Source organism: Amycolatopsis sp. NPDC051102 (genome assembly GCF_040682815.1).
GTDB lineage: Bacteria > Actinomycetota > Actinomycetes > Mycobacteriales > Pseudonocardiaceae > Amycolatopsis.
In genome coordinates this window covers 296825-321521 of the sequence record NZ_JBFBBT010000007.1, presented here as the reverse complement: position 1 = coordinate 321521, position 24697 = coordinate 296825, and the positions used below count along the sequence as shown (strand labels likewise).

Sequence of the window (24697 nt, the reverse complement as noted above, 5' to 3'; positions counted from 1 at the left end):
CCCAGTGACTGGGTCAAGCACAATCTTGGGTTCGACCCAGTAGAGTGACGCCATGAGCGAGGGCCTCCGCGACCGGAAGAAGCACGAGACCAGGAAGACCATCTCGGACGTGGCCACCCGGCTGTTCATCCGGAACGGCTTCGAGGACGTGACGATCGCGGACATCGCCGCCGAGGCGCGGGTCGCCAAGATGACGGTCACGAACCACTTCCCCCGCAAGGAGGACCTGGTCTTCGACATCCGCGCCGACTTCGCGGCCTGGCCCGCCGCCCTGATCCGCGACAGCGTCTTCCACGACACGCGCGAGCTCTACTTCGAAGCGCTGGGCGCCGAACACGCGCTGGTCGGCTTCTCCGGCCCCGGCTTCGTGCGGATGATCAAGGAAAGCCCGGTCCTGACGAACGCGCTGCACGAAATGCACCGCGAGCGCGAGGCGTCGTTGACTGACCTGCTGGTCCGCCGCCACCCTCAGGAGGACGTCGCGCCGGTGCTCGCCGCCGCCCACATCGCCACGGTCCTGCGGGTGCTGTTCGAGGAGGTCTTCGACCGGACGCTGGAGACCGAGAAGGGCGTGGTCGACCAGCTCTGGCCGATCGCGGAACGGGCCTTCGACCAGCTGGAACCGGCCTTCGGCGGCTACTAGCGCGCGGCGCCGGCGGGCCGCGAAGTCCGCAGCTCCGGTTCGGGCGCGCCCTGGACCTTCAGCACGCGCATCTCGCGCACGTCCCGGGCGTCCGAAGGCGCCAGCAGCGCCGTGAACCGCCGGACCACCAGGGCCGTCAGCACCGCGAGCGCGGCGGCGGAAAGGTCGGTCAGCGCGACCAGGATGACGCTGTCGGCCATCGACTGCACGTCGTCGCGGAAGCGCCAGACGATCGACGCGCCGAGCAGGAACCAATTCAGCAGCCAGGCGCCCCACCACCAGAGCACCTGGCGCGACGGCTTCGGCCGGGCGTCACGCGGGCGGCCCAGCACCGCGTGCTCGAGCTCGGCGACGATCGAAAGCGCCATCGGCAGGTTCGCCACCGGCACCAGGACGCCGACCAGCACCTGCCACACCGGGCGCGGCGGGTCGTCGCCCGACACGTCCGCCGCCGCCTGGCGGGCGACCAGCAGCCACCAGATGGAAAGCCCGGCGGGCAGCAGCGCGAGGATCGAGGCCAGCAGCCCCGCGGTGAGCACGAACCCGTCGGAGAAGGCCACCACCGAACGGGACAGCGCGGTGTCGCGGCCCTCGGCGAGCAGCACGTACCGCCAGACCTCCGCGCCGGCCGCGACCGCGGCGAGCACGGCGAAGGCGAACAGGACGACGACCAGGCTGCGGCTGAGCGCCGGTACGCGGTCGATCGGGCGGATCTCGTCGGACGCCGTGCCGGGCACCGAGGTCGGGCGCCGCCAGACCAGGTTCGGGAACCCCCAGCGCGGCGGGACCGGGTACGACGGCGGGCCGAGGTACGGCTCGGGCGGCACGACGCGGCGCCGCGGCCACGCACCGGGCGGCGGGGTCGCCACCCAGCGCAGCTTCGGCCGGTGCACCGGACGGCGGTGGTAGGGGTACGGCTCCGGCTGGGCGGCCAGCGTCCGGCCCTGCAGCTGCTGGGCGGACGGCGGCGGCACCTGGCGCGGCCAGTACCCGGGCGGGTACGGCCGGCCCTGCGGAGGCTGCCCCGGGTGCAACGCTAGATCACTTCGGGTTCGATGCCGGGGTGTTCGCCGACCATCGGCCGGCCTTCGCGCTGCCACGCGCCCATCCCGCCGGCGACGTTCACCGCGTCCCAGCCGCTCTGGTTGAGCCACGCAGCCGCCCGGGCGGACCGGCCGCCGCTGCGGCAGATCACGTGGATCGGCTGGTCCTCGGGCAGATCGCCCAGTTCGCCGACGCGCGCGGGCAGCTCGCCCATCGGGATGTGCACGGCGCCGGGCGCGTGCCCGGCCGCCCACTCGTCGTCTTCGCGGACGTCGAGCAGCACGAGGCCGTCCTTGGGCAGGTCGCGGACCTCGGCGGTCGGCAGTTCAGCAGGGCTCACCACGATCTCCATGCTGCCATGCGGACGCGTTGCCCGCGCGTGAGGTCGGCGCACTTACTTCCGGTGCCGGCCCCGCCCGGGCAGCCGGGTTTTCTCTTCGGCCTGGCCGAAGCGCGCGACGGCCCTGTCCCGCATGAAGCCGAGCGGATCGGGTGCGTGCAGCCGCAGCATGATGTCGTGGACGTGCTCCGGGCGGCCGTAGCCGGTCACGCGGCTGACCAGGTACGTCGTGATGAAGGCCGCCGGGACGGTGATCAGCGCGGGCTGGTTGACGAACCAGGGCGCCCAGCCGCCGGTGTAGCCGCTCACGACGTTGACCACCAGCGCGCCCAGCACCAGGCCGCCGCCGACGAACATCCCGGCCAGCGCGCCCGGCCAGGACAGCTTGCGCCACCAGATGCCCAGCAGCAGCAGGGGGCTGAACGTCGACGCGGCGAGCGCGAACGTCAGCCCGATCGAGAGCGAGATGTCGTCCGGCCGCAGCGCCACCGCCAGCGCGATCGGCAGCAGGGCGACCAGCGCGGTCGCCACCCGGAAGTCGCGCACCCGGCCGGGCAGCAGGTCGGTCGAGACCACCCCGGCCACGCTCACCAGCAGCCCGGACGTGCTGGATAGGAACGCGGCGAACGCGCCGGCGGCCGTGACCGCGCCGAGGAGCTGGCCGCCGACGCCCGGCAGCATCGCCGAGGGCAGTTGCAGGATCGCCGCGTCGGTCTTGCCGGTGACCAGCAGCTCCGGGACGTACATCCGGGACAGCGCACCCAGCAGCGTCGGGAACAGGTAGAACAGGCCCAGCAGCAGCAGGACGTGCACGGTCGTGCGGCGCGCGGCCTTGCCGTCGGGGTTGGTGTAGAAGCGGACCAGCACGTGCGGCAGGCCCATCGTGCCGAGGAACGTCGCGAACATCAGCGAGTACGTCTGGAGCAGGTCGGTGAGGCTGCCCGAGCCCGGGTGCAGCCAGCTCGAGTTGTCCGCGACCGAGTCGCTGACCACCGGGACCGGCGTGCCGGCCAGGAACTTCAGCTTGGTGCCTTCGGACACCGTGTGCGGGGCGAGCGGCGTCCAGTGCGTCGGGCCGGCGGCCGGGCCGTTGTCGGTGCGGCCGTAGGCGTAGAGGAACGTGTCGGTGGTGACGTGCAGGGTGACGTCGGTCTGCACGTCGACCGTGGTGTCGCTGGTGAACACCGGTGGTGCGGCGGCCCCGAGCGGGCGGAAGCCGTCCGGGCCGCCGCCGGCGAAGAAGACCATGCACAGCACGAACGCGGGCACCGAGATCGCGAACAGCTTGACCCAGTACTGGAACGCCTGGATGACGGTGATCGCGCGCATCCCGCCGGAGATCACGTTGAACGCGACCACGATCATCACCGCGATCGCGCCCGCCCAGGCCGGCACGGGCAGGACCGTCGCCAGGGTCAGCCCGGCGCCCTGCAGCTGCGGGGCCATGTACAGGATCCCGATGAACACGACGAACGCCGTGGAGAACCGGCGCAGGCCCTTCGAGCCCAGCCGCATCTCGACGAAGTCGGGCAGCGTGTACGCGCCGGACCGGCGCAGCGGCGCCGCCACGAACAGCATCAGGGCCAGGTAGCCCGCGGTGAAGCCGATCGGGAACCACAACGCGTCGGCGCCGTTCTTGAGCACGATGCCGGCGATGCCGAGGAACGATGCCGCGGACAGGTACTCACCGGAAATCGCGGCGGCGTTGCGGCGCGACCGCACGGTGCGCCGCGCGACGAGGAAGTCGTGCGTGCTCGTGGCCGACCGCGAGGAGCGGTGACCGAGGTAGGGCGTCACCACGGCCACCAGCACGATGCCGGTCAAGGCCCACGGGTTCAGCTGCACGGAGGAATCCTCGCACGGGTCAGTGCGAAACTAGTTCTCGATCATGTCCACGAACGCGCGTTCGTTGCGTTCGGCCAGCCGGTTGTACCAGATCCCGATGCCGAACAGGAACGGGAACGGCAGCACGCCCAGGATCAGCCAGGCCACCGGGATGCCCAGCAGGCTCGCGCGCGAGAACCCGGGCACCGCGTAGAACAACACCGGCAGCGACCCGAACACGACGACGACGAGCAGCGCGAGCAGCAGCGCCGTCCGCAGCTGCACCTTCACCAGGTGGTCGCGGACGAGCAGCTTCCCCCAGCTGGTCTGTTCCTCCAGCTCGACGCGGGCGCGCAGGGTGCCGGCGCCGCGTCGCGGGTCGGCGAGGATCACCCGTTCCCGCTTGGGTTTCGCGTGGTGCTCCGGCTTCGGCGGCGGCTCGTTCTCCGGCGCCGGCGGCAGTGACTCCACGACGGCGCGGTCGGTCGGCTGCGGCAGCGGCCGCTGCCGGGCGCGCCTGCCGAGCGTCGGGTCCGGTTCGCGGACGCCGTTCGCGCGGCGCTCGTAGAAGTCTTCGCTCATGGCCGCGCCCGGCTCAGCCGTTCCGGCCCGAACCGACCAGCCGGTCCTTCAGCGCCCGGGTGTGCCGCCGGCTCACCGGCAGCACCTTCTCCTCGTTGCCGATCACGACCTGGTAGCCGCCCTGGCCCATCCGCAGCTCGGTGATCAGCGGCAACGCGACCAGGAACGACCGGTGGATCCGGACGAACCCGGCCTTCTCCCAGCGTTCCTCGAGCTGGGCCAGCGGGATCCGGACCAGGTGGCTGCCTTCGGTGGTGAACAGCCGCGCGTAGTCGCCCTGCGCCTCGACCCAGCGGACCGAGGAGCGCGGGATGAGCTTGGTGGTGCCGGCCAGCTCGACGGGGATGACCTCGTCGTCGTTCTTCACGCCCGGCTCGCCGCCCATGGCGCCCGGCGGGGGCGCGGCCGCCGCGGCCAGCTTGTCGATCACGCGCGAGATCGCGCGGTCGAGCCGGTCCTGCTGGTACGGCTTGAGGACGTAGTCGAGCGCGCCGAGGTCGAAGGCGTTGACCGCCTCTTCGGCGTGGCCGGTGACGAACACCAGCGCGGGCGAGGGCCGCAGCGCGGCGAAGACCCGGGACATCTCCATCCCGGACAGGCCCGGCATGTCGATGTCGGCGAAGACGGCGTCGACGATCGGCAGGCCGCGGTCCTTGCGCTCGCGCAGCCGCGGGTCGTCGGTGGACAGCAACCGCAGCGCCTCGGAGGCGTCGATCGCCGGGAACACCTTCGCCACGTGCGGGCTGTTGCGCAGGCAGTGGACGAGTTCGTCAAGACCGTTCGGCTCGTCGTCCACGGCCAGGACCACGAGCTTCCGGGTGTCATCGTGAGCACTCACAGTGAAACGCATCCTGCCCATTGCCGAGTGCAATGTCCAGCCCCCGTCCGCCTTAAGTGCGGAGACCCCGCGGACGGCCGCCGTCCGCGGGCCCCCCCGCAATCAGTGCACGAACGTGAACCAGTTGAGGTTCACGAAGTCGGCGGGCTGGCCGCTGGTGAACGTCAGGTAGACGTTGTGCACGCCGGTCACCGCGCCGATGTTCGCCGGGACGGTCCGCCAACTCTGCCAGCCACCGGTGTTGCCGACGGCGAAGCTGCCGATGGGCGCGTTGGACCGGCTGTCGAGCCGCACCTCGACGAGCCCGCTGACGCCGGCCGCCGCCCCGGACGCGACGCGGGCCTGGAAGTTCGTGGCCGCGGAGCTGCCGAAGTCGACGTTCGGGTAGAGCGCCCAGTCGCCGTTGGCCACCGCGCCGATGTCCTGCCCGCCGCCGGTGTCCGTGGTGGCCTCGGTGATCACGCCGGACTGCTGGCCGAACGACTCGGCCTGGATGGTGCTGTAGGCGCTGCCGCCACCGGACGGCGGCGTGGTCGTGGTCGGCGGGGTCGTCGTGCCGCCACCACCGCCGCGGGTGGACACCGTGACGTAGTCGACGACCATCGGGTGGCCGGGGACGATTCCCGGGCCCGGCGTGGTGGTGCCGGAGTTGTTGTTGGGGAACGCGCCGCCGATGGCGACGTTCAGCAGCACGAAGTAGCCCTGGTGAGTGGTCATGTTGGCCCAGGTCGTCGCGTCGACCTGGTTCTGGCTCACCGAGTGGAACTGCTGGCCGTCGACGAACCAGCGGAAGACCTGCGGGCTGGTGCTCGTGTCCCATTCGAAGCGGTAGGTGTGGAAGGCCGACTGGCAGCTGCTGCCGGGGCACGCGCGGTTGTTCGGCAGCCCGGTGGTCTCGTTGCACGGGCCGCCCGGGTTGACGCCGCAGTGCAGGACGCCCCAGACCGAGTTGATCCCGTTGACGTTCTCCATGATGTCGAACTCGCCGATGGCGGGCCAGTTCCAGAAGTTGCCGCGGTACGGGCCGCCGAGCGCCCAGAACGCGGGCCAGTAGCCGAGCGCGGCGGCGCCGGTGACGTCCGGCATCTGGATCCGGCTTTCGATCCGCATGACCCCGCCCGCCGGCGGCTTGAAGTCGGCGCGCTGGGTTTCGATCCGCGCCGACGTCCAGTTGCCGGCACTGTCCCGCAACGGCGTGATGCGGAGGTTGCCGCTGCCGTCCTGCGAAAGGTTGCCGGTGCTCGCCGTGTAGTTCTGGATCTCGCCGGTCCCCCAGTTGGCCGGGCCGCCGGGGTAGCTGTGGCCGGTGTCGACGATCCAGTTCGCGCTCGAGGGGAGCGAACCGGAGCCGCCGGTGAAGTCGTCGGCGAACACGGTGGTCCACCCCGACTCGGGCGGCGGGATGGACGCCGCGGCGGGCATGGTCAGGGGGACGGCGATGAGCGCGGCGCCGAGCACGGCACCGAGGGCGAGTCTGCGGGAGTGGGGCATCGGGGACGACCTCCTTGTCGACCGGATTTGTTGCCGTTCACAACAAAGCCCGTCGACAAGGAGACCTGACGTCACAGCGCGATTCCAGAGGCGTTACACGAGAAGAGTGATCCCGGTCACAAAATCTGCCTGGAAGTACTCTAATCGGACATCGGCTACTCGGTACCCTTCGGATGTCCCGTGCCTGCCAAGACCACCCAAACGACTCGCCTGGCCGGATCCGGGCAGTACCAGACCCGACCGCCCGCAGTGACCTCGTACTGCCACTGCTCCAGCACCCGGCCGCCGATTTCGCGTGCCGCAAAGGCGCCCTTCAGCTTGTGCTGCCGCGCAGGATTCTCCGGAGCCGTGGGCCGCTCGGTGAGGACGATCCACGCTTCCCAGGTGTTCGACCTTGCCGCCTGACAGAGAGCTTCCCACCCCTTCGCCGCTTCGGAGGTCGCGAAACGCGCTTCCCAGCCACCGGGCCGTGCGGGCGGCGCGACGCGGTCGCCTCGTTTGGCCGGCATCGTTCAGACGTCCGCAGGGCCCGGCACAGGACCGAAGTCGTCCTCGATCGGACCGGTGAGCTTGGCGGCGAGCGTCGGATCGGCATGAATGGCGGCAGTACTGCGCCATTCCGTGATCGTCCGGGCAAGAACCGACCACTGCCCCAGCTCCGCCGAAGCCTGGAAAGCACGCGCGAAGTCATGGACGAACTGCGCCCGCTCACCCTCCGGCAGGACATCCACCCAGGGAAATTCGTCGACGAGCGCTGTCGCCGCTACGTCCGGCGGCAGGTGGGCCAGCACGTTGCGCAGCGCACGCGCGGCGGCCACCGAGCCTTCCGAAGCCGAATGAGCCCGGTCTTCCCTGGTCAGCAGGAGGGCAGCCCCATCACGACGACGGACCCGGACGTCGCCTTCGTCGGCGAGGGCAGCGACGCTCTTCGGGTCGCGCTGCAGCTCGCTCCACTGCACCTCGGTGGTGGCCATGCAACTATTCTGAACTTTTTCAGAAGTCTGCGCAAGTTGCCCTTCTCAGAGACCGAAGCGGGACCACGCGGCCTTCTGCGTCACCGCGTCCAGCACTGCCGCAGCGGCCGCCGGTGCGCCGAGGCCGAGGCGGGCGAGCAGCGGCTTCTTCGGCTCGGCCACCGAAATCTCCGCGTCCGGGTAGCGCTCGGTGATGATCTGGCGGAGGCTGCCCAGGCCGTCGATCAGGCCCAGCTCCGCCGCCTTCGCGCCGAGCCAGACGTCGCCCGTGAAGAGGTCCTCCGAGGAGGTCAGCCGGTCGCCGCGGCGGTCCTTGACCCAGTTCACGAACAGGTCGTGGAGCTGGGCGTGCATCTTCTTCAGCCACTCGACGTCTTCGGGCTTCTCCGGGGAGAACGGGTCCAGGCGCGCCTTGTTCGCGCCCGCCGTGTGCAGGCGGCGCTCGATGCCGAACCGCTCCAGCAGGCCCGTGAAGCCGAAGCCGCCGCTGATCACGCCGATCGAGCCGACCATCGATGTCCGGTGGGCGTAGATCTCGTCGGCCGCGCACGCCAGCCAGTAGCCGCCCGAGGCGGCGACGTCCTCGCAGAACGCCAGCACCGGGACGCCCTTCTCGTCGGCCAGCTGCCGGATGCGCTCGGCGACCAGGCCCGACTGCGTCGGCGCGCCGCCCGGCGAGTTGATCAGCAGCGCGACCGCCTTCAGCCGGTCGTGGCCGAACGCCCTGGTCAGCGCCGTCTCCACGGCGGCCAGGTTGATCGCGCCCCTGGCCAGCGGGGACGGCGACGGCGTGATCACGCCGTGCAGCTTCACCACGGCCACGACGTCCTTGCGCTCGACGCGGTCGGCGAGGACCGGGATCCGCGAAGCCAGTTTGTCCGTAACGCTCATATGGCCAGGCTAGCCGGAGTCAGCCCATCGGGAGGATGCCGGAGCGCGTGCCGTTGACGCCGTTGACCTCGGCGCCGTTCAGCTGGGCGGGGCCGCCCTGGGCCGGCACGTCGGCCTCGGCGTCGGAGCTGTAGTCCGGCATGTTCGGCCGGACGCCCGGGACGAACTTCGGCACCCGCAGCGTCACCTTCATGCCGGCGCCGGGCGCGGTCTCCACCATCACCGCGTAGTCACTGCCGAACACCTGCTGCATGCGCTGGTTGATGTTGCCCAGCCCGACGTGGGCGCCGGTGCGGTGGGCGCTCTTGAGCTCGTTGAGCCGCCGCGGGTCCATGCCGATGCCGTCGTCCTCGACGCTGATCAGCGCTTCCGTGCCGTAGTCCTGCGCGATCACCGTGACGCAGCCACCGCTGGGCTTGCTGGCCAGCCCGTGCTTGACCGCGTTCTCCACCAGCGGCTGGATGATCAGGAACGGCACGACGACGCTGAGCACCTCGGGCGCGATCTTCATCCGCACCTCGAGCCGGCCGCCGAAGCGGGCGTTCTCGATCGTCAGGTAGCGGTCGATGTTGCGCAGCTCCTCGGCGAGCGAGGTGAACATGCCCGACGTCCGGAACGAGTAGCGTGTGAAGTCGGCGAAGTCCTGAAGCAGCTCTCGGGCCTCTTCGGGGTCCGTGCGGATCAGCGCGGAGATCGTGTTGAGCGCGTTGTAGACGAAGTGCGGCGAGATCTGCGCGCGCAGCGCCTTGATCTCGGCCTGCTGGAGCTGGTGCTTCGACTCGTCGAGCCGGGCCAGCTCGAACTGGGTGCAGACGAACTGGGCGACGGCGTCGGCCATCTGCACCAGCCGGCCGCGGGTGCGGCCGACGACGATCAGCGCCGCCTCCGTCTCGCCCTCCACCAGCAGCGGCACGATGACCGCGGTCTTCATCCGGCAGGTGCCGCGGTGGTTGCACGGCATCCGGTCGTGCGCCACGACCTCGCGGCGGTGCTTGCGGATCGCCGCCCCGATCGCCTCGACGAGGTCGACGTAGTGCTCGTTCGCCTCGCCGTCCCAGGACAGCAGCGTGCCCTCGCTGTCGGTGATGCCGACGGCGACGCAGTCCAGCATCTGCAGCAGCTGCGTGGTGATCTTGTCGGCGGCGTCCTCGTCCAGGCCGGACCGCAGGTTCGGCGCCGCCTTCGACATCCGGTGCACCGCCTGCAGCATGGCGTCCTCGACCACGCTGGCCGGTTTGCGCAGCTTCACGACCAGCACGACCACCGCGACGACGAGGAGCACCACGAGGGTCCACGGAATGATCTGCGCAAGCGGAAACCCGGACACGGCGTCCATGCTCTGCGCTCGACCAACCGGGTGCAAGGCCTGAATCCCACTTTCTGTCCAACTGTGACGACTGAGGGTGGGCACGACCCTACCGAGCGTCGGTCAGGCCCTATTTCAGCAGGCGCGACATCCGCCGGTCGGCCAGCGGCTTGCCGCCGGTCTGGCAGGTCGGGCAGTACTGGAACGATTTGTCGGCGAAAGAAATTTCGCGGATCGTGTCGCCGCAGACCGGGCACGGCAGGCCCGTCCGCGCGTGGACCCGCAGGCCCGACCGCTTCTCCCCTTTCAGCCGAGCCGCCTTCTGCCCCACCGAGCGCTCGACGGCGTCGCTCTCGATCTCGTGGATCGCCTCGGCGAGGGTCTCCAGCGCGCCGTCGTCGAGCTTGCCGACCGTGGCGTACGGCGAGAGCTTCGCGCGGTGCATGATCTCGTCGGAGTAGGCGTTGCCGATCCCGGCGATGAGCGACTGGTCGGTGAGCGCCCACTTCAGCCGGGTGTTCTTGCCGGCGAACAGCTCCCGCAGCCGGGCGGCGTCGACCGCCAGCGCGTCCGGCCCCAGCCGCGCGACGCTCGCGATCTCCTGCGGGTCCCGGACGATCCACACCGCCAGGCCCTTCTTCGTGCCCGCTTCGGTGAGGTCGAAGCCGGGCCCGGTGGCCGACTCGAGGTGCACGCGCAGCGAGATCGGGCCCTTCCCCGGCTTCAGCGGCGCCGCGGCCAGGCCGTCGGACCAGCGCAGCCAGCCCGCGCGGGCCAGGTGGACGACCAGGTGCAGGTCGCCGGCCACGACGTCGAGGTGCTTGCCGTACCGGGTCGCGCCGGTGATCTCGCGGCCGTGCAGCTCGGTCCACGGCGGGGTCGCCGTCTTCAGCACGCTCAGCGATGCGACATCGATGCGGAAGATCGTCTGACCCACGGCGTTTTCGCGCAGGTAGTCGGCCAGTGCTTCGACTTCGGGTAGCTCGGGCATGGCCTCAGTGTCCTACTCGACCGGGTGAAGCGGCCCGTCGAAATCCGGCAGCGAGTGCCGCTGGATGGTCTTGGAGATCTTCTTGACCTCGCCCTGCACGGTGAACATGCCGCGGATGGTGCCGACCCAGCGCTCGGACGGCCGGTCGCCGGTCACGTCGCCCTCGGTCTCCGCGACCACCGTCCACGGACGGCGCAGGATCCACCGCAGCGGGAAGAACAGCACCACGAGCAGCAGCGCGAGCAGCACCCACGCCGGGACGTTCACCTGGTCGGGCGTCCACACGACGAGGATCACGGCCAGCAGCGCGGTCACCACGATCATCGCGATCCCGGGCCCGTAGCTGCCCGCGACGTCGTGCTCGAAGTCGTCGGCCGTCGCCGGTGCGCGCCATTCCATCTGGGCACGGACCACCCAGTCGCGGCCGTCTTCGCCGCGTACCAGCCGGTTCATTCAGTTGCCTCCCGGGGCGCCCGCAGGGTGAGCGCCTCAACGGTACCGTGCCCGGCCGCACCCGCGCGAGGGCGGAACCGGACATCCCGCCCGCCGGAAGTGGTCACTGCTGATCGGGACCCGGCGAAGCGGACGGCGCCGGATCCGCCGGTTCACCCGACGTGGTGACATCGGAGGCGGCGCTGCTCGGGCACGGCTTCCCCGAGGTCGGCGTCACCGTCGTCGACGGGTCCGTGGCCGTGGTTTCGTCGTCCTTGGGCGCCGGCTTCTCGGCGACGGTCGGATCGCCGGGACGGCTGGTCGGCGACAGCTCCGGCGCTTCGGCGTCCTTCGGCTTCGTCGCGTCGGTGGACTCGGTCGTCATCGTCAGGTCGGGCTTCGACGTGTCCAGCCGCGGCGACGTCGCCGGGTGGTCGGACGCGGCGAAGGTCGACGACGTCAGGTCTTCGCGCGGGATCGGCTGCCCGACGGGGCCGCCCACGTTCCCGACCGGGACGTCCCCGGCGACCGGCAGGTCCGGCACCTCGTTCGCGGCCACGTGCCGCTCACCGGTCCGCGCCCGGGCCGGGACGGCGACCCCGGTACCGCGGCCGTTGAGCACGCCGATGCCGATCCGCGGCGCCGGCTGCCCCTGCGGCGGCGGCTCCTGGTGCGTCTCCGACGGCGGCACCACCACGAGCTCGGGCGCACCGCCGGTCAGCCCGACGTCCTGCACCGCCGCGGACCCGAACAGCACCGGCCCGGCCGCGACGCCCACAGCGCCGACGGCGGCGGTCGACGCCAGCGCGAGCCCGATCTTGACCTTCGACCCGACCAGCACGCCCTTGACGGTCGCGCCGAGCCCGGCCAGCACCCCGCCGCCGCCCGCCGACGCGGCGGCCGGCACCAGCAGCACCAGCACGCCGGCGTGCGCGCGCAGCGACGAGCAGACGTCACGCAGCTCGTCCTGGGTGGCGCGGCACGACGGGCAGCCGTGCAGGTGCGCCTTGATCCGCTCGGCCTCGGCGCCGGTGACGCTGCCCGCGGTGAACCCGCCGAGCTTTTCCACGACCGCCCGGCACGAATCCGGGCCGCGGTTCACCGAAAGGTGTGCCTGCAGGTACGCCGCACGCAGCCCCTGACGCGCCCGGCGCGCCAACGCCGCGGTCGCGTTCGCGCTCAACCCGAAGTGCGGCGCGACCATGGCGGGCTGCTCACCCTCGACCTCGGTCTGCCACAACACCGTCCGCCACCGCTCGGGCAGGCTGGTGAACGCGGTCGTGATCAACGTGTGCTCGGCGGTCCGGGCGTGCGTGTCGGCACCCGCCCCCGCCCGGAAGGTCAGCTCGTCGTCCGACACCGGGACGTCCCGGCGGGCCCCGTGCCACTCCCACGACACCCGGCGGGCCACGGTCAGCAGATAGGCGCGGACGTAGTCCCGGGGACCGGCACCACGCCGGAGCGCCTGCAACACCCGGAAGAACGTCTCCGCGGTGATGTCCTCGGCCTCGGAGCGGTCGGCGGCCAGGCTCTGCGCGAGCCGGCGGACCGCGGCGGCGTGCAGCTCGAACAGCTCCCCGAACGCGGCGTCCTCACCGTCGCGAAGCCGTTGCAGCAGTGCCTGTTCGTCGGATTCCGAGGCCGCTTGTGGCGGCACCGTGCCCAGCTCGGTCATCCCGGCCCGGCACCTCCTCCCCGAAGGTCTCCCCATTCGGTCGAATGGAGACACCATACGGAGGGAAACAGCCGTCGTCACCCCTTGTACGCCAGCTGTGACACCGAAGCACCGGTCAGGGCACGGGGGACCCCGGTCACCGGGGCCCTGAAGCGAGGGTATAGAGTTCTCCCCATCAGCAAGACAACGCGGATGTAGCGCAGCTGGTAGCGCATCACCTTGCCAAGGTGAGGGTCGCGGGTTCGAATCCCGTCATCCGCTCGCGGGTAAGAGGGCTGTATCGGCAAAAAGCGCCGATACAGCCCTCTCGCCATTTCACCCGGGGGGCCGAGCCCCCCGGACCCCCCACGGTGCCTTCTCCAGACTTTGGGAGGGTGCCCCGGCTTCGGTCACGGCGGTCGCGTTGGGTGGGGGTGCCCCGGCCTTGCCTCGGGCTCTTAGAGCTCGTAGGTGTCGAGGATTGTTGGGGCTACTGGGGTCAGGTGGGGGTCTTCGCGCTCTGTTACCTGGCCTCGGGCCATTCGGTAGACGCGGAAGTTGTTGTCGTTCTCCGTGTCCTGGTCGTCCCACGTGTACAGCAGGCCGTAGGAGCCTGGGGCCAGTTCACCTGCTCGGGTGAATAGGGTCAGGAGATCCGGGGCCATGTGGGCGCCGTGTTTGTCGAAGCCGGCGAAGTGGAGCATGGGCATTCCCGCGCTCCAGCGGAGGTCCAGCAGGTCGAAGTCGCCCGCGTCGCGGATCGCGCGGTGCACGCGGTCGACCAGGCGCTCCAGGAGCGCCGCGTCGTCGTCGCCGCTCGCGGTCGCCTGGATGGTCACCCAGCCGTGATATTCGAACACCCGCAGAACGGTAGCAAGAGATCAACCAGCCGCTCAGCGGGCCAGCTCCGATGGCTTGCCGTCCCGGCGCAGCACGTTCGCCAGCACCCCTTCGCCCAGCCGCTCGAACGCCGGCACCAGCTTCTCGCCGAACACGCACAGCGTCCGCTCCCACGGATGCCCCAGCGTGCCGTAGGAGAAATCCGCCGCCAGGAACAGGTGGTAGTCCGCGCGCGGGAACACCGGCACCGGCCAGCGGGCGCTCCCGGACATCAGGTGCGGGCGGACGCGGTAGGACTGGTGCTGCCAGTGCAGCGCCCACATCCACTCGTCCGGGCCGCACACCTCGCGGAACGCGGCCAGCGCGATCGTCCCGACCTGGTGCTCCTCGACCGCGTACGGGCCGAGGCGGAACTCGGCGGACGCGCGGTCCAGGTTCCCGGGCGAAAGGTCCCAGGTCCGCGACGGCGCCGGCTCGCGGAAACCGGGCCACGCGTGGGCGTAGGTGCTCGGCCAGAACGCCAGCTTGTCGTACACCCAGTACCAGGCGGGCTCGTCGACGACACGGGAGACGGCTTCCCAGGCAGCGTTCACGGTTACGACCTCAAGAAGTTGGCCAGGCACGGAAGAACACGCGAAAGCTTCGTGTTCGGCCTCCGGTTTGTCCAGTCCCCGTCCGCCCGCCGCGAACTGTGTCACTCCTCCGGGTGGGTTCTGCCAAGTTGTCACCATGCGGGTTCTGTTCGTCCACGGCGCGTTCGTCCGCGACGGCGACTGGTGGTGGCGGCCGACGGCCGAGGTGCTCGCCCGGCACGGTCTGCGCAGTTCAGCGGCGGTGCTGCCGAGCTGCGAGAGCGAGCCGCGGGGCGATCTGCACGCCGACGCCGAGGCCGTCCGCGCCCTGCTCGACGCCTCCGCCGAACCAGCGCTGCTCGTCGGTCACTCGTACGGCGGCATGGTGATCACCACACTCGGTGAACACCCCGCGATCCACCGTCTGGTCTACGTGACGTCGTTCCTGCCGGACGTCGGCGAGGCGCTCGCGGACTTCGGCACGGGCGAGCCGCCGCCGTGGCACCTCAGCCACGGCGACGGCACCGCCGGCGTCCGCGAGGAGTTCGTGCGGCCCCTCTTCGCCCAGGACTTCGACGACCCGACCTACGCCGCGGCCGCCGCCCGCCTCACCGCCCAGAACGAAGCGGTGTTCGGCCAGCCGGCGACCCGGGCGGCGTGGCGGGAAATCCCGTCGACCTACGTCGTCTGCGGCGAAGACCGCGCGACGCTGCCCGGCACCCAGCGGACTCAGGCGGCGCGCGCCACCGACGTCGTCGAACTGCCGGTGGCGCACCACCCCTTCGTCACTCAGCCGGACCTGCTGGCCGGCGTGCTGCTCAAGCCGCGTCCCACAGGGTGAGGAACGCCGACGCCTCGCTGCGGGCCCAGGGCCGCAGCCGTTCGCGGTCGCGTGTGGACAGCTGGTACTCCTTCCCGCGGCGGACGTCGATCACCAGTGCCTCGCCGCCCGGCAGGATGTCGGGCATCGCCTGCTCCAGCACCCACAGCGCGAGCTGCGCCGACGCCTTCGCCAGCGGCTCCTCCTTGAAGTAGAGCCAGGTGGCGTACCGGCGGCCGTCGCTCTTGCGCAGCCCGATCTGCGGGCTGACGCCGACCTCCAGTTCGCCGATCCGGCACCGGCCGCGCCCGACTTCGACCAGCCCCGGCGACTTCCGGCCGAGGTACCGCAGCCAGCCCTCGGCGATCGCCGCGTAGTGCGGTTTCGTCCGTTCGTCGGCGGCGTTGACGAGCGCGCGCAGCGCCACCTCGTCCTGGTTCGCCGCCCGCCCGGACCGCACCGCGTTGGCCGCCCGCCGGTAGTAGTTGAACGCCGCCCGCGCCGGATCTTCGTACTGACGGCGCTGCCGCCGGACGAACGACGACCGCGACGGCCCGGAACTCGCGCTGTAGCCCACGAACGTGGACAGGGTGATGTAGGCCATGGCCCTGCCTTCCTCCATCACGCCACCCGCGCTCGCGGGCGGCATCTCCCCTGGACAACGCCAATTTTAGAACATATGTACGACAGTTTCGGGGGCCTGAAGGGTGACGCGGGCGCGGAAGAAGACGGGACTCCCGCAAACGCCGGACTTGCGCTACGTTGCCGATCAACCTCAAACCGCAACCTCGCAGGTCGGCCGCGCGTGCCAGACTGATGCCCCGAACGGTGGATGGGGGTCCAAGGATGAGCTGGCAGGAAGAGCTTCGCCGTCTCGACGCGGAGCTTGCCGAAGGTCGGATCGAGCCCGCTGACCACCGCAAACAGCGGGATGAGCTGCTCGCGCAGGCCTCCGGTTCGACGGTGCCGTCACCGGTGCCTTCGCCGTTGCGCCGTCCGGGTGAAGCCTGGCGGAGCGCGAACCCGGCGAACCATCCCGCCGCCCAGCACGTCCCGCCGATGCAGCCCATGCTTCCGCCGCAGCGCATCGAATCGCCGCGGCCGTCGGTCCCGCCCCCGCCGTGGCAGCGGACCGGGCTGCCGCAGACGCTGGCCACCAGCCACGTGCCCGCCATCCCCGACCACATGACGACCGCGCCGAGCCCGGCCGACATCACGCCGACCCGCTACCTGCGCGTCGACGGCCCGGCCGAGCACGGCCCGGGCAGCCGGTTCCCGCCGATCACGCCGCCGGGCGGCGAATCGCGCCCCCCGCAGCAGCTGCCCGAACCCGACGAGCCGTCCGGCAAGCACCGGTGGGGAGCCTCCGACGGCGACCCGTCCGGACGCTCCGGGCGGCCCTGGCCGTTCATCGCACTCGGCGTCCTAGTGGTGCTGGGCATGATCATCGGCGCGACGCTCTGGCTCGGGGACGACGGCGAAAAGCCCAACGCGCTGGCCACCTTCACGCCCGTCGTGACGCAGCCGCCGGCGGCCGCGGCCCAGCCGCAGCTGGAGGACCAGGTGCCGCCGCTGCCCGGGCTGCAGCACCCGGAGAGCGCCGCGATGTCGCTGGCCCGTGGGCTCGACCTGAAGCTGTACCCGCGAGAAGCCGCCCAGGTCTTCTCGCAGCACGGCGTCACGCAGTTCGTCTACCGCGCCTCCTCGGCCGGGGACACCGGGTTCCTCGGCTACGCCATCCCCGCCGAGAACGAGGAAGGCGCGAAGGCGATCATCGACTACCTGCGCAACGCCGCCTCGGCCGGCGGGTTCGCGCCGCTCCCGGCCGACCCGGCCACGGTCACCGGCCGCAACGGCGACCAGCGGCTGGACGGCACCTGGTACACCTCGGGCAAGGTCGCCATCGTGCTGTGGGCGTCGCAGCCGTTCGCCAAGGACAAGAACGAGCTGAAGACCAGTCTCGACAACGCCGTCGCGGTGTTCAAGAAAGCGCTGCCGCCAAGCTGATCACCCGCGCCGGTCGAGCACCCCGGCCAGGGTGGCCCGGGCGACGTCGGCGCCGAAGAGGCGGTCCACCACGGTCTTGCCCTCTTCGGACAGCCGCTGCCACAGCTTGTCGTCCTCGAGCACGGTGACGATCTCGTCGGCGAGTTCCTGTGCCGAGCCGCCGACGAGCACGTCCCGCCCGTGGGTCAGGTGCATGCCTTCGGCGGCCAGCGGCGTGGCCACGACCGGGACGCCGTAACCGAGGCTCTCGCCCAGCTTTCCCTTCACCCCGGCCCCGAAGCGCAGCGGTGCGACGACGACCCGGGCTTCGCGGTAAGCGCTGTCGAGGTTCGGCACCCAGCCGCGGACGACGACGCCGTCGCGCTCGAGGTCGAACATCTCCTGCGGCGGGTTGCTGCCGACGATCTGCGCGACCGCGTCCGGACGGCGACGGCGCACCAGCGGCATGATCTCCTCCGCCAGCCAGCGCGCCGCGTCCCGGTTGGGCAGGTGGTCGAAGCTGCCGACGAACAGCACGCCGGACCGGCCTTCGGGAACCGCCACCGAACCGTCGGCGTAGTGCACGTTGGACAGCACCTCGACGCGCGCCGACGGCACGAGCTCGCGCAGCAGCGCACGCTCCACATCGGACACGACGAAGGTGACGTCGGTGGCGCGGGTCAGGCCCAGTTCCGACTCCCGCAGCACTTCGGCGCGGCGTCGCAGGGTCAGTTCCTCGCGCGTGTTGCCGAGCTGCGCGGCCAGGTCGGCCTGGCGGTTGAGCCGGACGAAGTGCAGGTCGACCGTGTCGTAGGCGATGACGCAGTCGGGCGCGTGCTCGCGGACCTGCTCCAGCAGCTGCCAGGCGACGTGCGGCCGCGACAGCACGGCCAGGCTCAGGTCGGCGCCGGCGTCCCGCAGGAACTCCAGCTGCTCGCCGAGCCCGGTCACCACTGTGACGCCCGCGCGGTAGAGCGCGTCGGCGTACGGCTCCGGGAGCGCGTTGTTGAGCGGCATGAAGACGACGCGCTGCCCGAGGCCGACGAGCAGTTCGAGGATGCGGAACATCCGCACCGAGCCGGAATCCTTGTCCGGCATCGGCACCTGGTGGTCGGCGACGAGCACGGTGCCGCCGCGGTGGCCGTCCTTCGTGCGCTGCCGCCCGGCCCACACCGCGCGCGGGCTCGCCTCGGGGAAGTGGTCGCGCAGCTGGACGCTCCACTTGTCGACGAAGATGCCGCGGTTGAGCTCCTGGTGGCGCTTCACGCCGGAGGAGACGTCGGTGCCGTTGGTGATGCCTTCGTGGTGCACGACGACCGACGCGGGCTGGACCATCGTCCGGTACCCGGCCGCGCGCACGGCGAACGCGAGGTCGGTGTCCTCGTAGTACGCGGGTGCGAAGCGCTTGTCGAAGCCGCCGATGCGCTCGAACAGCTCCCGCCGGACGAGCAGGGCCGCGCCCGAGCAGTAGTCGACGTCCCGCAGCGCCTGGTACCAGGGGGCGTCCGGGTTCTGCAGCCTGCCGTAGTTCCAGCCGGTGCCGTCGGCCCAGATGATCCCGCCGCACTCCTGCAGCCGGCCGTCCGGGTAGACCAGCTTCGAGCCGACCAGCCCGACCTCGGGCCGCGTCTCGACGACGGCGACGAGCTCGTCCAGCCAGCCGGGCCGGACTTCGGTGTCGTTGTTGAGGAACATGACGAAGTCGCCGCGCGCGTGCTCGGCGCCGAGGTTGCAGGCGCCCACGAAACCGAGGTTCTCCGGCGCGCGGACCAGCCGGACCCCGGCGCAGCCGGCGACGCGGCCGGCGGAGTCGTCCGGCGAGGCGTCGTCGACGACGATCACCTCGAACGGCGTCGAGGGCAGATACCGCTGGATCGAGTCGAGGCAACCGCGGGTGAAGCGCCAGTTGCCGTAGACCGGGATGACGACGCTGACGATCGGCTGGTCGCTGGTGGTCACCGCGACCGGGCCGGGCGCCGGGTCGGGCGCGCCGGGCAGCACGCCGGCGGGCCGGCCCAGCGCCGTCTCGTAGAAGTCGCGGCGGCGGGTACCGCGCGGGGCGTACCGCTCGATCGCGCCGCGGTACTTCCCGATCGCCCGCTGCACGAGCGCGGACGTCTCGGCCCGCAGCTTCTCGTTCTCGGCGGCGAGCCGGCCGATGGTCTCGCTGAGGCTGGTGTTGTTGCCCGCCAGCCAGTCCAGCCGTTCGCGGTCGTAGCCCGCCTTGCGCTGGAGCTTGCTCAGCTCGTCGGCCGCGCGCTGGCGGTCTTCGCGGGCGCGCTCGGCCTGCCGGAGCGCCTCGTCGCGCTCGGTCGACGCGCGCTGCTCGGCCGCGGTGACCTGGGCGAGTTCGGTGGTGAGCCGGGTGACGGACGCGGCCGCCTGCGCCCGCTCCGCCTCGGTGCGGCCGAGTTCGTCGCGCAGCCGTGCCGTTTCGGCGGCGGCGCGCGCGACGAGCGTCAGCTTCGGGTCGACCATGGCCGACGTCGAGGGCACGTCGACCGGCTCGGCCGACGCGACGGAGACGAAGTACGTGTGCGGCGCCCCGGCTTCGACGACCCAGCCGTCGGCGTCGTCGGCCTGCACGGTGAGGACCTCGGCGCCCGAGCCGGCGCCGTTGTCGTGGATCAGCGAGCCGACGGCGACGTTCTGCCGCAGCACGACGACGTGCGCGAAGCTCGCGGACAGCAGCGACCGGAACGCGGACTCGGTCAGCTCGTGCACGTGGTACGGGTTCTCGTTGCCGTGGTCGTGCGTGTAGACCTCGATGTCCGGGGTGCTGCAGAGGAAGACCCCGCCCGGCGCGAGCCGGTTGCGGACCAGCTCCATCAGCCGGTCCTGCTCGTCGACGTGCTCGATGGCTTCGAAGCAGGTGATGACGTCGAAGACCTCGCCGTCGAGGGCCTGCGGGTCGGTGATCGAGCCGGCCTCGAACCGCACGTCCGGGTAGCGGTTGCGGGCGTGCTCGACCGTCGTCGGGTCGATCTCCAGCCCCACGACGGCGGCGGCCGACCGCGCGAGCAGGGCGGAGCCGTAGCCCTCACCGGCGGCCAGATCCAGGACGCGCTTGCCTTCGGCGAAGCGGGCCGCGAACGCGTAGCGGTGGTAGTGCTCGTAGATCACCTGGAGGTCTTCGGTCCACGGCACGCACCGCTCGCCGGTCCATTCGATCAGGCGCTCACCGCTCGTCCCCTTGCCCATGCGGGGCAGATTAGCCGTCCGGCCGATCTCACCTTTCCAGCAGCCCCAGCCCGACCAGGACGTACGCCAGCGTGCGCCGGTCGCCACCGGCCGTCACCGACCAGTCCGCGTCGAACGACAGCCGCACCTGCCGGTGCGCGTCGAGCCGGACCGGCAGCACCTGCTCGGTCAGCCCCGGCCCGACGTCGGCCTTCGCGACCGGGACGCCGTCGACGGACACGGTGACGCTGCCGTGCTCGGTGGCGTCGTCCGGCAGGTACGTCTTCAGCTCGAACGCCTCGACGGGCGCGGTCGTGAGCACCGGGAATTCGACCGAGGGCGCGGCCCAGTCGTCGTGGGCGACGCCGTTCATCCGGCCGGTCACGATCCCGGCGCCACGCACCAGCCGTTCGCCGGTGTTCCCGCCGGGCCGGAACGAGACGCGGCCCGCGGGGTCGACGACCCGGGTGTCGCGCACCGACCGCTCCGGCGTCCGGTTGCCGTACACGCGCAGCGGCTGCGGCGTGGGGTGGAAGAGCGCGGTCAGGTGCGTCCCGGTGACGAGCCCGAGGTCGAGCAGGCTGTCGTCGAGCACGCCGATTTCGTCGATCAGGGCGACGTGCGCGGGGTCGGCCATGTCGAAGTTGTGGCCGTAGATGCGGTCGACGAACGGGTCGATCACGTTGCCGTAGGGCAGGAACAGGCTCGGGTGCAGGAAGTCGAGGAGCACCGGCAGGACGTCCTGCGCCCGGATGCCCTCGAAGCCGTCCGCGGCGCAGTCGACGTCGACGAACTGCTCGTCGATCTGCCCGGTCAGCGCGTTGCGGCGCAGTTCCGGCGGCAGCGTCGCCCAGATCCGGTCGACGACCTCGTGCGCCTCGGGCCAGCGGCGGTGCCCGTTGCGGCCGATCATGTCGTGGACCACCAGGACGCCGTCGGCAGCGAGGCTCTCCTTGATCTGGCCGTAGAGGTGTTCCAGATCAAGGACGTGGTGCAGCGCCTGGAACCCGACGACGACGTCGTGCCCGGCGTCGGCGCGCCAGGTGTTGAAGTCGGCGGTGATCAGCTCGACGCGGCCGGCCACGCCCTGCTCGCGGGCCGACGCCTCGGCGCGGGCCTGCATCTCGGGGTTCAGCTCGAGCAGCCGCAGCCGGACGTTGTCCAGACCTTCGGCGGCCAGGCCGCGCAGCCAGCCCAGCTCCTGGTCGCCGTTGCCGCTGCCCAGCGACAGCACCACGGCGTCGCGGGAAAGCCGCCGCGCGCGTTCGGCGATCTGCCCGACGATCAGCTCGTCGAAGCCCGGGACGCCGAGCCCCTCGAGCTTCGGGAGCACGTGCCGGTTCGACCACCGGTGCGCCGACGGCGGCAGGTTGCCGTGGATCTCCTCCTGGCCGGCGAAGGTCTCGCGCTCCCTGGCCAGCCGCTGGTCGTAACCCGGCCCTCGCATCGCCCGTCCCCTCGCGTTCACCCGTTCGAGCCGCTCGGCACCGGCCCGGCGCTAGGATACGGCTGTGTCGTTCCGTCCTCCGCCGCAGTTGCCTGCCGATGCGGGCCTGCCGAGGACGCCGGAGTCGTTCCTCCCCAAAGAGCACAACCTCTACCGGCCGCGGCACAGCAAGCGCCAGCGGACCGCGCTAGCCTGCGCGGCCTTCTTCTTCGTGACGCCGCTGTTCCTTTCGGCGGTCGGCGTGCACCCCGCCGCCTTCGAAAACCGGCCGCTGCGGGAGTTCCCGAGCCTGTCCGACGGCTGGGGCTTCTTCACCGGCCTGTCCGGCTGGGCGACCGACCACCTGCCGCTGCGGCAGGCCGGGGTCCAGGCCGCCGACGCCGTCAGCACCGGCGTGTTCGGCGACCCGCCCGGCTCCGGCCAGGGCACGAACCACAACGGCGGCACGGTGGGCGTCGACCAGGGAAAACCCGACAACGGCGACGTCCCCGGGTACGTCTACCCCACCGTGCTGCCGGGCAAGGACAACTGGCTGTACCTCGGCGAGGACGTCAACGCGCGGTGCCGTCCGGTGATGGACACCGACCACGTCGTCGGCGCGCTCCGGAAGCTGCGCGCCGCCGTCGAGAAGTCCGGGCGGAAGTTCGAGCTGGTCATCGCGCCGGACAAGTACAGCGAAGAGCCCACCCACCTGCCCGACACCTACGTCGGCAAGCCGTGCGCGCAGGCGCGGACCGCCGAGTTCTGGAACCGCGTGCCGCGCGAGACCGGCGCGATCGACCTGCGACCCGCGCTCGCCGACGCCGAAAAGCGCGTCGGCCACCCGCTGTACGACCGCAACGACACGCACTGGTCGTTCGACGGCGGTCTGGTCATGACCTACGCGCTGGGCGCGGCGATCGCGCCCGGCAGCACCGCCGGCTGGCAGGCCGCGCCGAACGGCGTCCGGCCGTGGCCGGCGGACCTGGCCCGGGTGCTGGGCCGCAACGAACAGCGGCAGCTGACGACGTACAGCCTGTCCACCGACGGCAGCGCCGACCGCACGCGGTACATCGCCAGCGACTTCAAGAGCCCGCTGCACCTGACCCAGCCGGACGGCGCCACGCCCACCGGCTCGATCGCCCGGAACATGGCGGTCGTGGCCGACTCGTTCACCCAGTTCGCCAGCCCGTTCCTGGCCGCGACCTGCCAGGACGTCACGATCGTGCACGCCGAGACGGTCGCGCAGAGCACCGCGCAGGACATGACGAGCCTGTTCGCCGACCGCGACATCGTCACCTTCGAGCTGGTGGAGCGCAGCGTGATCGGCGGATCGTCGGCGCTGCTGCGCGACCAGACCATCGACCAGCTGGGCCGGGTGCTGGCCGCGCACCCCCGCTGACCCGCGGCGAGTGTCCGCCACGCGGAGGTAACGACGGGGTGGTGGGCGACGAACAGGTCAGCACACCCGTGCACAATGACTCCGTGCGGCCACGCTCCGCGTGAGCAGCACCCATAAGGCGATATACCCAAGGGGGTACCGGGGTGACCTGGCAGGAAGAGCTGCGCAGGCTTGACGAGGAACTCGCGGCGGGAAACCTGACAGCCGACGAATACCGGGCGCGACGTGACCGGGTGCTTTCCATGGCCGTCTCGACCGGCGACCCGAACCAGGCCCAGGCCCCGGCCCAGCCCGCGCAGCCGCAGGTGCCGAGCACCGCCGCCGACACGCAGATCATCGCGCCGGTGTCCCCGCCGGGGCAGCCGGACCAGCAGGCCAACGCGGCCGAGGCGACGCAGGTCGTGTCGGCGGCCGACGCCGGTGGCGGCGAGCGGACCCAGGTCGTCCCGCAGTGGCAGCAACAGCAGCACCCGAACTCGCCGTCGGGCGGGTTCCCGCAGCCGATGATGCAGCAGCCGCCGCCCCCGTACGCCCAGCACTCCCCGGCCGGCGGGTTCGCCCAGCCGATGCAGCAGACCCCGTGGGGCGCGCCGCAGCAGGACGTCAGCCCGCCGTGGGGTGGTTCGGAGTTCCCGCCGCTGGCGCCGCCGTCGAACAACGCGGACTGGATCAGCCAGGGCCCGGAGAGCTTCCAGACGCAGCCGTCGTCGGGCAAGGGCAAGAAGATCGCCTTCGCCGTGGTCGCGGTGCTCGTGGTGGCCGGCCTCGGCTTCGGCGTCTGGGCGCTGTTCATCAAGGACGGCGGCGGGTCGACGCCGCCGGTGGCCCAGAGCTCGAGCCCGCAGCCGCCGCCCGCGCCGACCGTCAAGCCGCTCCCGGAGCCGCCCGCGGCCAAGCCGGAGCCGGGCGACAACTCGGCGGCGCTGGTCACCCCGGCCGGCACCACCCGCGCCGGCGGCGGCGAGTTCGACATGGACAAGCTGCAGTCGGCCAAGTACCTGCCGACCACGGTCATCGAGAAGCTCAAGCAGAGCGGCATGACCGAGGGCCTGCTCAAGACGACCAAGGACGGCGACGTCACGCTGGGCCTGTTCGCGCTGGAGCTGCCGAACACGCAGGCCGCCGCCGCGGTGGCCGCCGAGTACGGCAACGCCGAGCAGGAGGGCGGCCTGACCGTCAACCGCAACCTGTCTCTCCACGGGGTCCAGGTGTTCTCGGCGGCGGACAGCAACCAGCAGGTGTACCGCGCGGTCTACGTGCTGTACAGCCGGGTCATCATCATCGACTCGTTCGGCCCGTCGAAGGACGCGACGCTCAGCTCGTTCAAGACGCTGCTGACCGCCCAGGTCCAGAAGGCGCCGCCGACGGAGCGCACGAACAACTGACCCGTACGGGTGACGTTGACGCGTGTCACTGAACGTCGTCCCTCTCCCGGACGCCCTATGAGCAGAGCATCGGCCG

The 24697-nt window shown here is 71.4% G+C and carries 23 protein-coding genes and 1 tRNA gene; 6 read left to right on the top strand and 18 right to left on the bottom strand.

What is annotated here, in order from left to right; all coding sequences use genetic code 11:
- Positions 1-52 precede the first annotated feature (52 nt).
- Positions 53-643, top strand: a complete 591-nt coding sequence (locus AB0M93_RS22430; protein WP_364276100.1) for a TetR/AcrR family transcriptional regulator — start codon at positions 53-55, stop codon at positions 641-643.
- Here the strand turns inward: AB0M93_RS22430 and AB0M93_RS22425 are convergent.
- The 13 genes from AB0M93_RS22425 to AB0M93_RS22365 form a co-directional block, all read right to left on the bottom strand.
- The gene (locus AB0M93_RS22425) at positions 640-1677 is read right to left on the bottom strand and encodes a DUF4328 domain-containing protein (protein ID WP_364276099.1); all 1038 of its coding nucleotides are present in this window, start codon (positions 1675-1677) and stop codon (positions 640-642) included. The two genes, AB0M93_RS22430 and AB0M93_RS22425, sit on opposite strands and share 4 nt — an antisense overlap.
- Before the next feature lie 2 nt (positions 1678-1679).
- The gene (locus AB0M93_RS22420) at positions 1680-2039 is read right to left on the bottom strand and encodes a rhodanese-like domain-containing protein (protein WP_364276098.1); all 360 of its coding nucleotides are present in this window, start codon (positions 2037-2039) and stop codon (positions 1680-1682) included.
- A gap of 42 nt (positions 2040-2081) precedes the next feature.
- Positions 2082-3872, bottom strand: coding sequence for a cation acetate symporter (locus AB0M93_RS22415; protein WP_364276097.1), 1791 nt, complete (start codon positions 3870-3872; stop codon positions 2082-2084).
- Positions 3873-3902: 30 nt separating this feature from the next.
- On the bottom strand, positions 3903-4433 hold the full coding sequence (locus tag AB0M93_RS22410) for a hypothetical protein (protein WP_364276096.1): 531 nt from the start codon (positions 4431-4433) through the stop codon (positions 3903-3905).
- 13 nt (positions 4434-4446) lie between these two features.
- Positions 4447-5283: a LytTR family DNA-binding domain-containing protein gene (locus tag AB0M93_RS22405; RefSeq protein ID WP_364276095.1), complete on the bottom strand. Its 837-nt coding sequence runs from the start codon at positions 5281-5283 to the stop codon at positions 4447-4449.
- Between the two features lie 90 nt (positions 5284-5373).
- Complete coding sequence (locus AB0M93_RS22400; RefSeq protein ID WP_364276094.1) at positions 5374-6762, bottom strand: glycoside hydrolase family 16 protein; 1389 nt, start codon at positions 6760-6762, stop codon at positions 5374-5376.
- A gap of 155 nt (positions 6763-6917) precedes the next feature.
- A complete protein-coding gene (locus AB0M93_RS22395; protein ID WP_364276093.1) occupies positions 6918-7271 on the bottom strand; it encodes a hypothetical protein in 354 nt (117 codons plus the stop codon).
- A gap of 3 nt (positions 7272-7274) precedes the next feature.
- Positions 7275-7736: a hypothetical protein gene (locus tag AB0M93_RS22390; RefSeq protein ID WP_364276092.1), complete on the bottom strand. Its 462-nt coding sequence runs from the start codon at positions 7734-7736 to the stop codon at positions 7275-7277.
- 45 nt (positions 7737-7781) lie between these two features.
- Positions 7782-8627, bottom strand: coding sequence for a S49 family peptidase (locus AB0M93_RS22385; RefSeq protein WP_364276091.1), 846 nt, complete (start codon positions 8625-8627; stop codon positions 7782-7784).
- Positions 8628-8646: 19 nt separating this feature from the next.
- On the bottom strand, positions 8647-9963 hold the full coding sequence (locus tag AB0M93_RS22380; protein WP_364276090.1) for a histidine kinase: 1317 nt from the start codon (positions 9961-9963) through the stop codon (positions 8647-8649).
- Between the two features lie 100 nt (positions 9964-10063).
- Positions 10064-10924, bottom strand: coding sequence for a DNA-formamidopyrimidine glycosylase family protein (locus AB0M93_RS22375; protein WP_364276089.1), 861 nt, complete (start codon positions 10922-10924; stop codon positions 10064-10066).
- A 12-nt stretch (positions 10925-10936) separates the two neighbouring features.
- Positions 10937-11377, bottom strand: a complete 441-nt coding sequence (locus AB0M93_RS22370; protein ID WP_003076880.1) for a hypothetical protein — start codon at positions 11375-11377, stop codon at positions 10937-10939.
- A 103-nt stretch (positions 11378-11480) separates the two neighbouring features.
- On the bottom strand, positions 11481-13031 hold the full coding sequence (locus AB0M93_RS22365; RefSeq protein ID WP_364276088.1) for a sigma-70 family RNA polymerase sigma factor: 1551 nt from the start codon (positions 13029-13031) through the stop codon (positions 11481-11483).
- 188 nt (positions 13032-13219) lie between these two features.
- On the opposite strand from AB0M93_RS22365, the gene AB0M93_RS22360 reads away from it, so the two are divergent.
- Positions 13220-13292, top strand: a tRNA-Gly gene (locus AB0M93_RS22360).
- Between the two features lie 176 nt (positions 13293-13468).
- On the opposite strand, the gene AB0M93_RS22355 is transcribed toward AB0M93_RS22360, so the two are convergent.
- Positions 13469-13870, bottom strand: a complete 402-nt coding sequence (locus tag AB0M93_RS22355; protein WP_364276087.1) for an immunity 7 family protein — start codon at positions 13868-13870, stop codon at positions 13469-13471.
- A gap of 33 nt (positions 13871-13903) precedes the next feature.
- Entirely contained in the window at positions 13904-14443 is a 540-nt protein-coding gene (locus AB0M93_RS22350) for a DUF2716 domain-containing protein (protein WP_364276086.1), read from the bottom strand.
- Positions 14444-14579: 136 nt separating this feature from the next.
- Between AB0M93_RS22350 and AB0M93_RS22345 the strand changes: the two genes are divergently transcribed.
- Positions 14580-15263, top strand: a complete 684-nt coding sequence (locus AB0M93_RS22345; RefSeq protein ID WP_364276085.1) for an alpha/beta hydrolase — start codon at positions 14580-14582, stop codon at positions 15261-15263.
- Here AB0M93_RS22345 and AB0M93_RS22340 read toward each other — a convergent pair.
- Complete coding sequence (locus AB0M93_RS22340) at positions 15241-15846, bottom strand: hypothetical protein (protein ID WP_364276156.1); 606 nt, start codon at positions 15844-15846, stop codon at positions 15241-15243. The two genes, AB0M93_RS22345 and AB0M93_RS22340, sit on opposite strands and share 23 nt — an antisense overlap.
- Before the next feature lie 242 nt (positions 15847-16088).
- Here AB0M93_RS22340 and AB0M93_RS22335 point away from each other — a divergent pair, with 242 nt between their 5' ends.
- Positions 16089-17249 carry a hypothetical protein gene (locus AB0M93_RS22335; RefSeq protein WP_364276084.1) on the top strand — a complete coding sequence of 387 codons (1161 nt, stop codon included), beginning with the start codon at positions 16089-16091 and terminating at the stop codon, positions 17247-17249.
- Here AB0M93_RS22335 and AB0M93_RS22330 read toward each other — a convergent pair whose 3' ends face one another.
- A complete protein-coding gene (locus AB0M93_RS22330) occupies positions 17250-20429 on the bottom strand; it encodes a glycosyltransferase (RefSeq protein ID WP_364276083.1) in 3180 nt (1059 codons plus the stop codon).
- A gap of 28 nt (positions 20430-20457) precedes the next feature.
- Entirely contained in the window at positions 20458-21855 is a 1398-nt protein-coding gene (locus tag AB0M93_RS22325) for a class I SAM-dependent methyltransferase (protein ID WP_364276082.1), read from the bottom strand.
- A 64-nt stretch (positions 21856-21919) separates the two neighbouring features.
- Between AB0M93_RS22325 and AB0M93_RS22320 the strand changes: the two genes are divergently transcribed.
- Positions 21920-23236, top strand: a complete 1317-nt coding sequence (locus AB0M93_RS22320; RefSeq protein ID WP_364276081.1) for a hypothetical protein — start codon at positions 21920-21922, stop codon at positions 23234-23236.
- Between the two features lie 143 nt (positions 23237-23379).
- Positions 23380-24621 carry a DUF1707 domain-containing protein gene (locus AB0M93_RS22315; RefSeq protein WP_364276080.1) on the top strand — a complete coding sequence of 414 codons (1242 nt, stop codon included), beginning with the start codon at positions 23380-23382 and terminating at the stop codon, positions 24619-24621.
- Positions 24622-24697 lie beyond the last annotated feature (76 nt).

Coding starts and splice junctions, on each gene's coding strand:
- AB0M93_RS22430 (WP_364276100.1), top strand. CDS start 53: ATGAGCGAGGGCCTCCGCGACCGGAAGAAGCACGAGACCAGGAAGACC.
- AB0M93_RS22420 (WP_364276098.1), bottom strand. CDS start 2,039: ATGGAGATCGTGGTGAGCCCTGCTGAACTGCCGACCGCCGAGGTCCGC.
- AB0M93_RS22410 (WP_364276096.1), bottom strand. CDS start 4,433: ATGAGCGAAGACTTCTACGAGCGCCGCGCGAACGGCGTCCGCGAACCG.
- AB0M93_RS22405 (WP_364276095.1), bottom strand. CDS start 5,283: ATGCGTTTCACTGTGAGTGCTCACGATGACACCCGGAAGCTCGTGGTC.
- AB0M93_RS22400 (WP_364276094.1), bottom strand. CDS start 6,762: ATGCCCCACTCCCGCAGACTCGCCCTCGGTGCCGTGCTCGGCGCCGCG.
- AB0M93_RS22395 (WP_364276093.1), bottom strand. CDS start 7,271: ATGCCGGCCAAACGAGGCGACCGCGTCGCGCCGCCCGCACGGCCCGGT.
- AB0M93_RS22390 (WP_364276092.1), bottom strand. CDS start 7,736: ATGGCCACCACCGAGGTGCAGTGGAGCGAGCTGCAGCGCGACCCGAAG.
- AB0M93_RS22385 (WP_364276091.1), bottom strand. CDS start 8,627: ATGAGCGTTACGGACAAACTGGCTTCGCGGATCCCGGTCCTCGCCGAC.
- AB0M93_RS22380 (WP_364276090.1), bottom strand. CDS start 9,963: ATGGACGCCGTGTCCGGGTTTCCGCTTGCGCAGATCATTCCGTGGACC.
- AB0M93_RS22375 (WP_364276089.1), bottom strand. CDS start 10,924: ATGCCCGAGCTACCCGAAGTCGAAGCACTGGCCGACTACCTGCGCGAA.
- AB0M93_RS22370 (WP_003076880.1), bottom strand. CDS start 11,377: ATGAACCGGCTGGTACGCGGCGAAGACGGCCGCGACTGGGTGGTCCGT.
- AB0M93_RS22365 (WP_364276088.1), bottom strand. CDS start 13,031: ATGACCGAGCTGGGCACGGTGCCGCCACAAGCGGCCTCGGAATCCGAC.
- AB0M93_RS22345 (WP_364276085.1), top strand. CDS start 14,580: ATGCGGGTTCTGTTCGTCCACGGCGCGTTCGTCCGCGACGGCGACTGG.
- AB0M93_RS22340 (WP_364276156.1), bottom strand. CDS start 15,846: ATGGCCTACATCACCCTGTCCACGTTCGTGGGCTACAGCGCGAGTTCC.
- AB0M93_RS22335 (WP_364276084.1), top strand. CDS start 16,089: ATGAGCTGGCAGGAAGAGCTTCGCCGTCTCGACGCGGAGCTTGCCGAA.
- AB0M93_RS22330 (WP_364276083.1), bottom strand. CDS start 20,429: ATGGGCAAGGGGACGAGCGGTGAGCGCCTGATCGAATGGACCGGCGAG.
- AB0M93_RS22325 (WP_364276082.1), bottom strand. CDS start 21,855: ATGCGAGGGCCGGGTTACGACCAGCGGCTGGCCAGGGAGCGCGAGACC.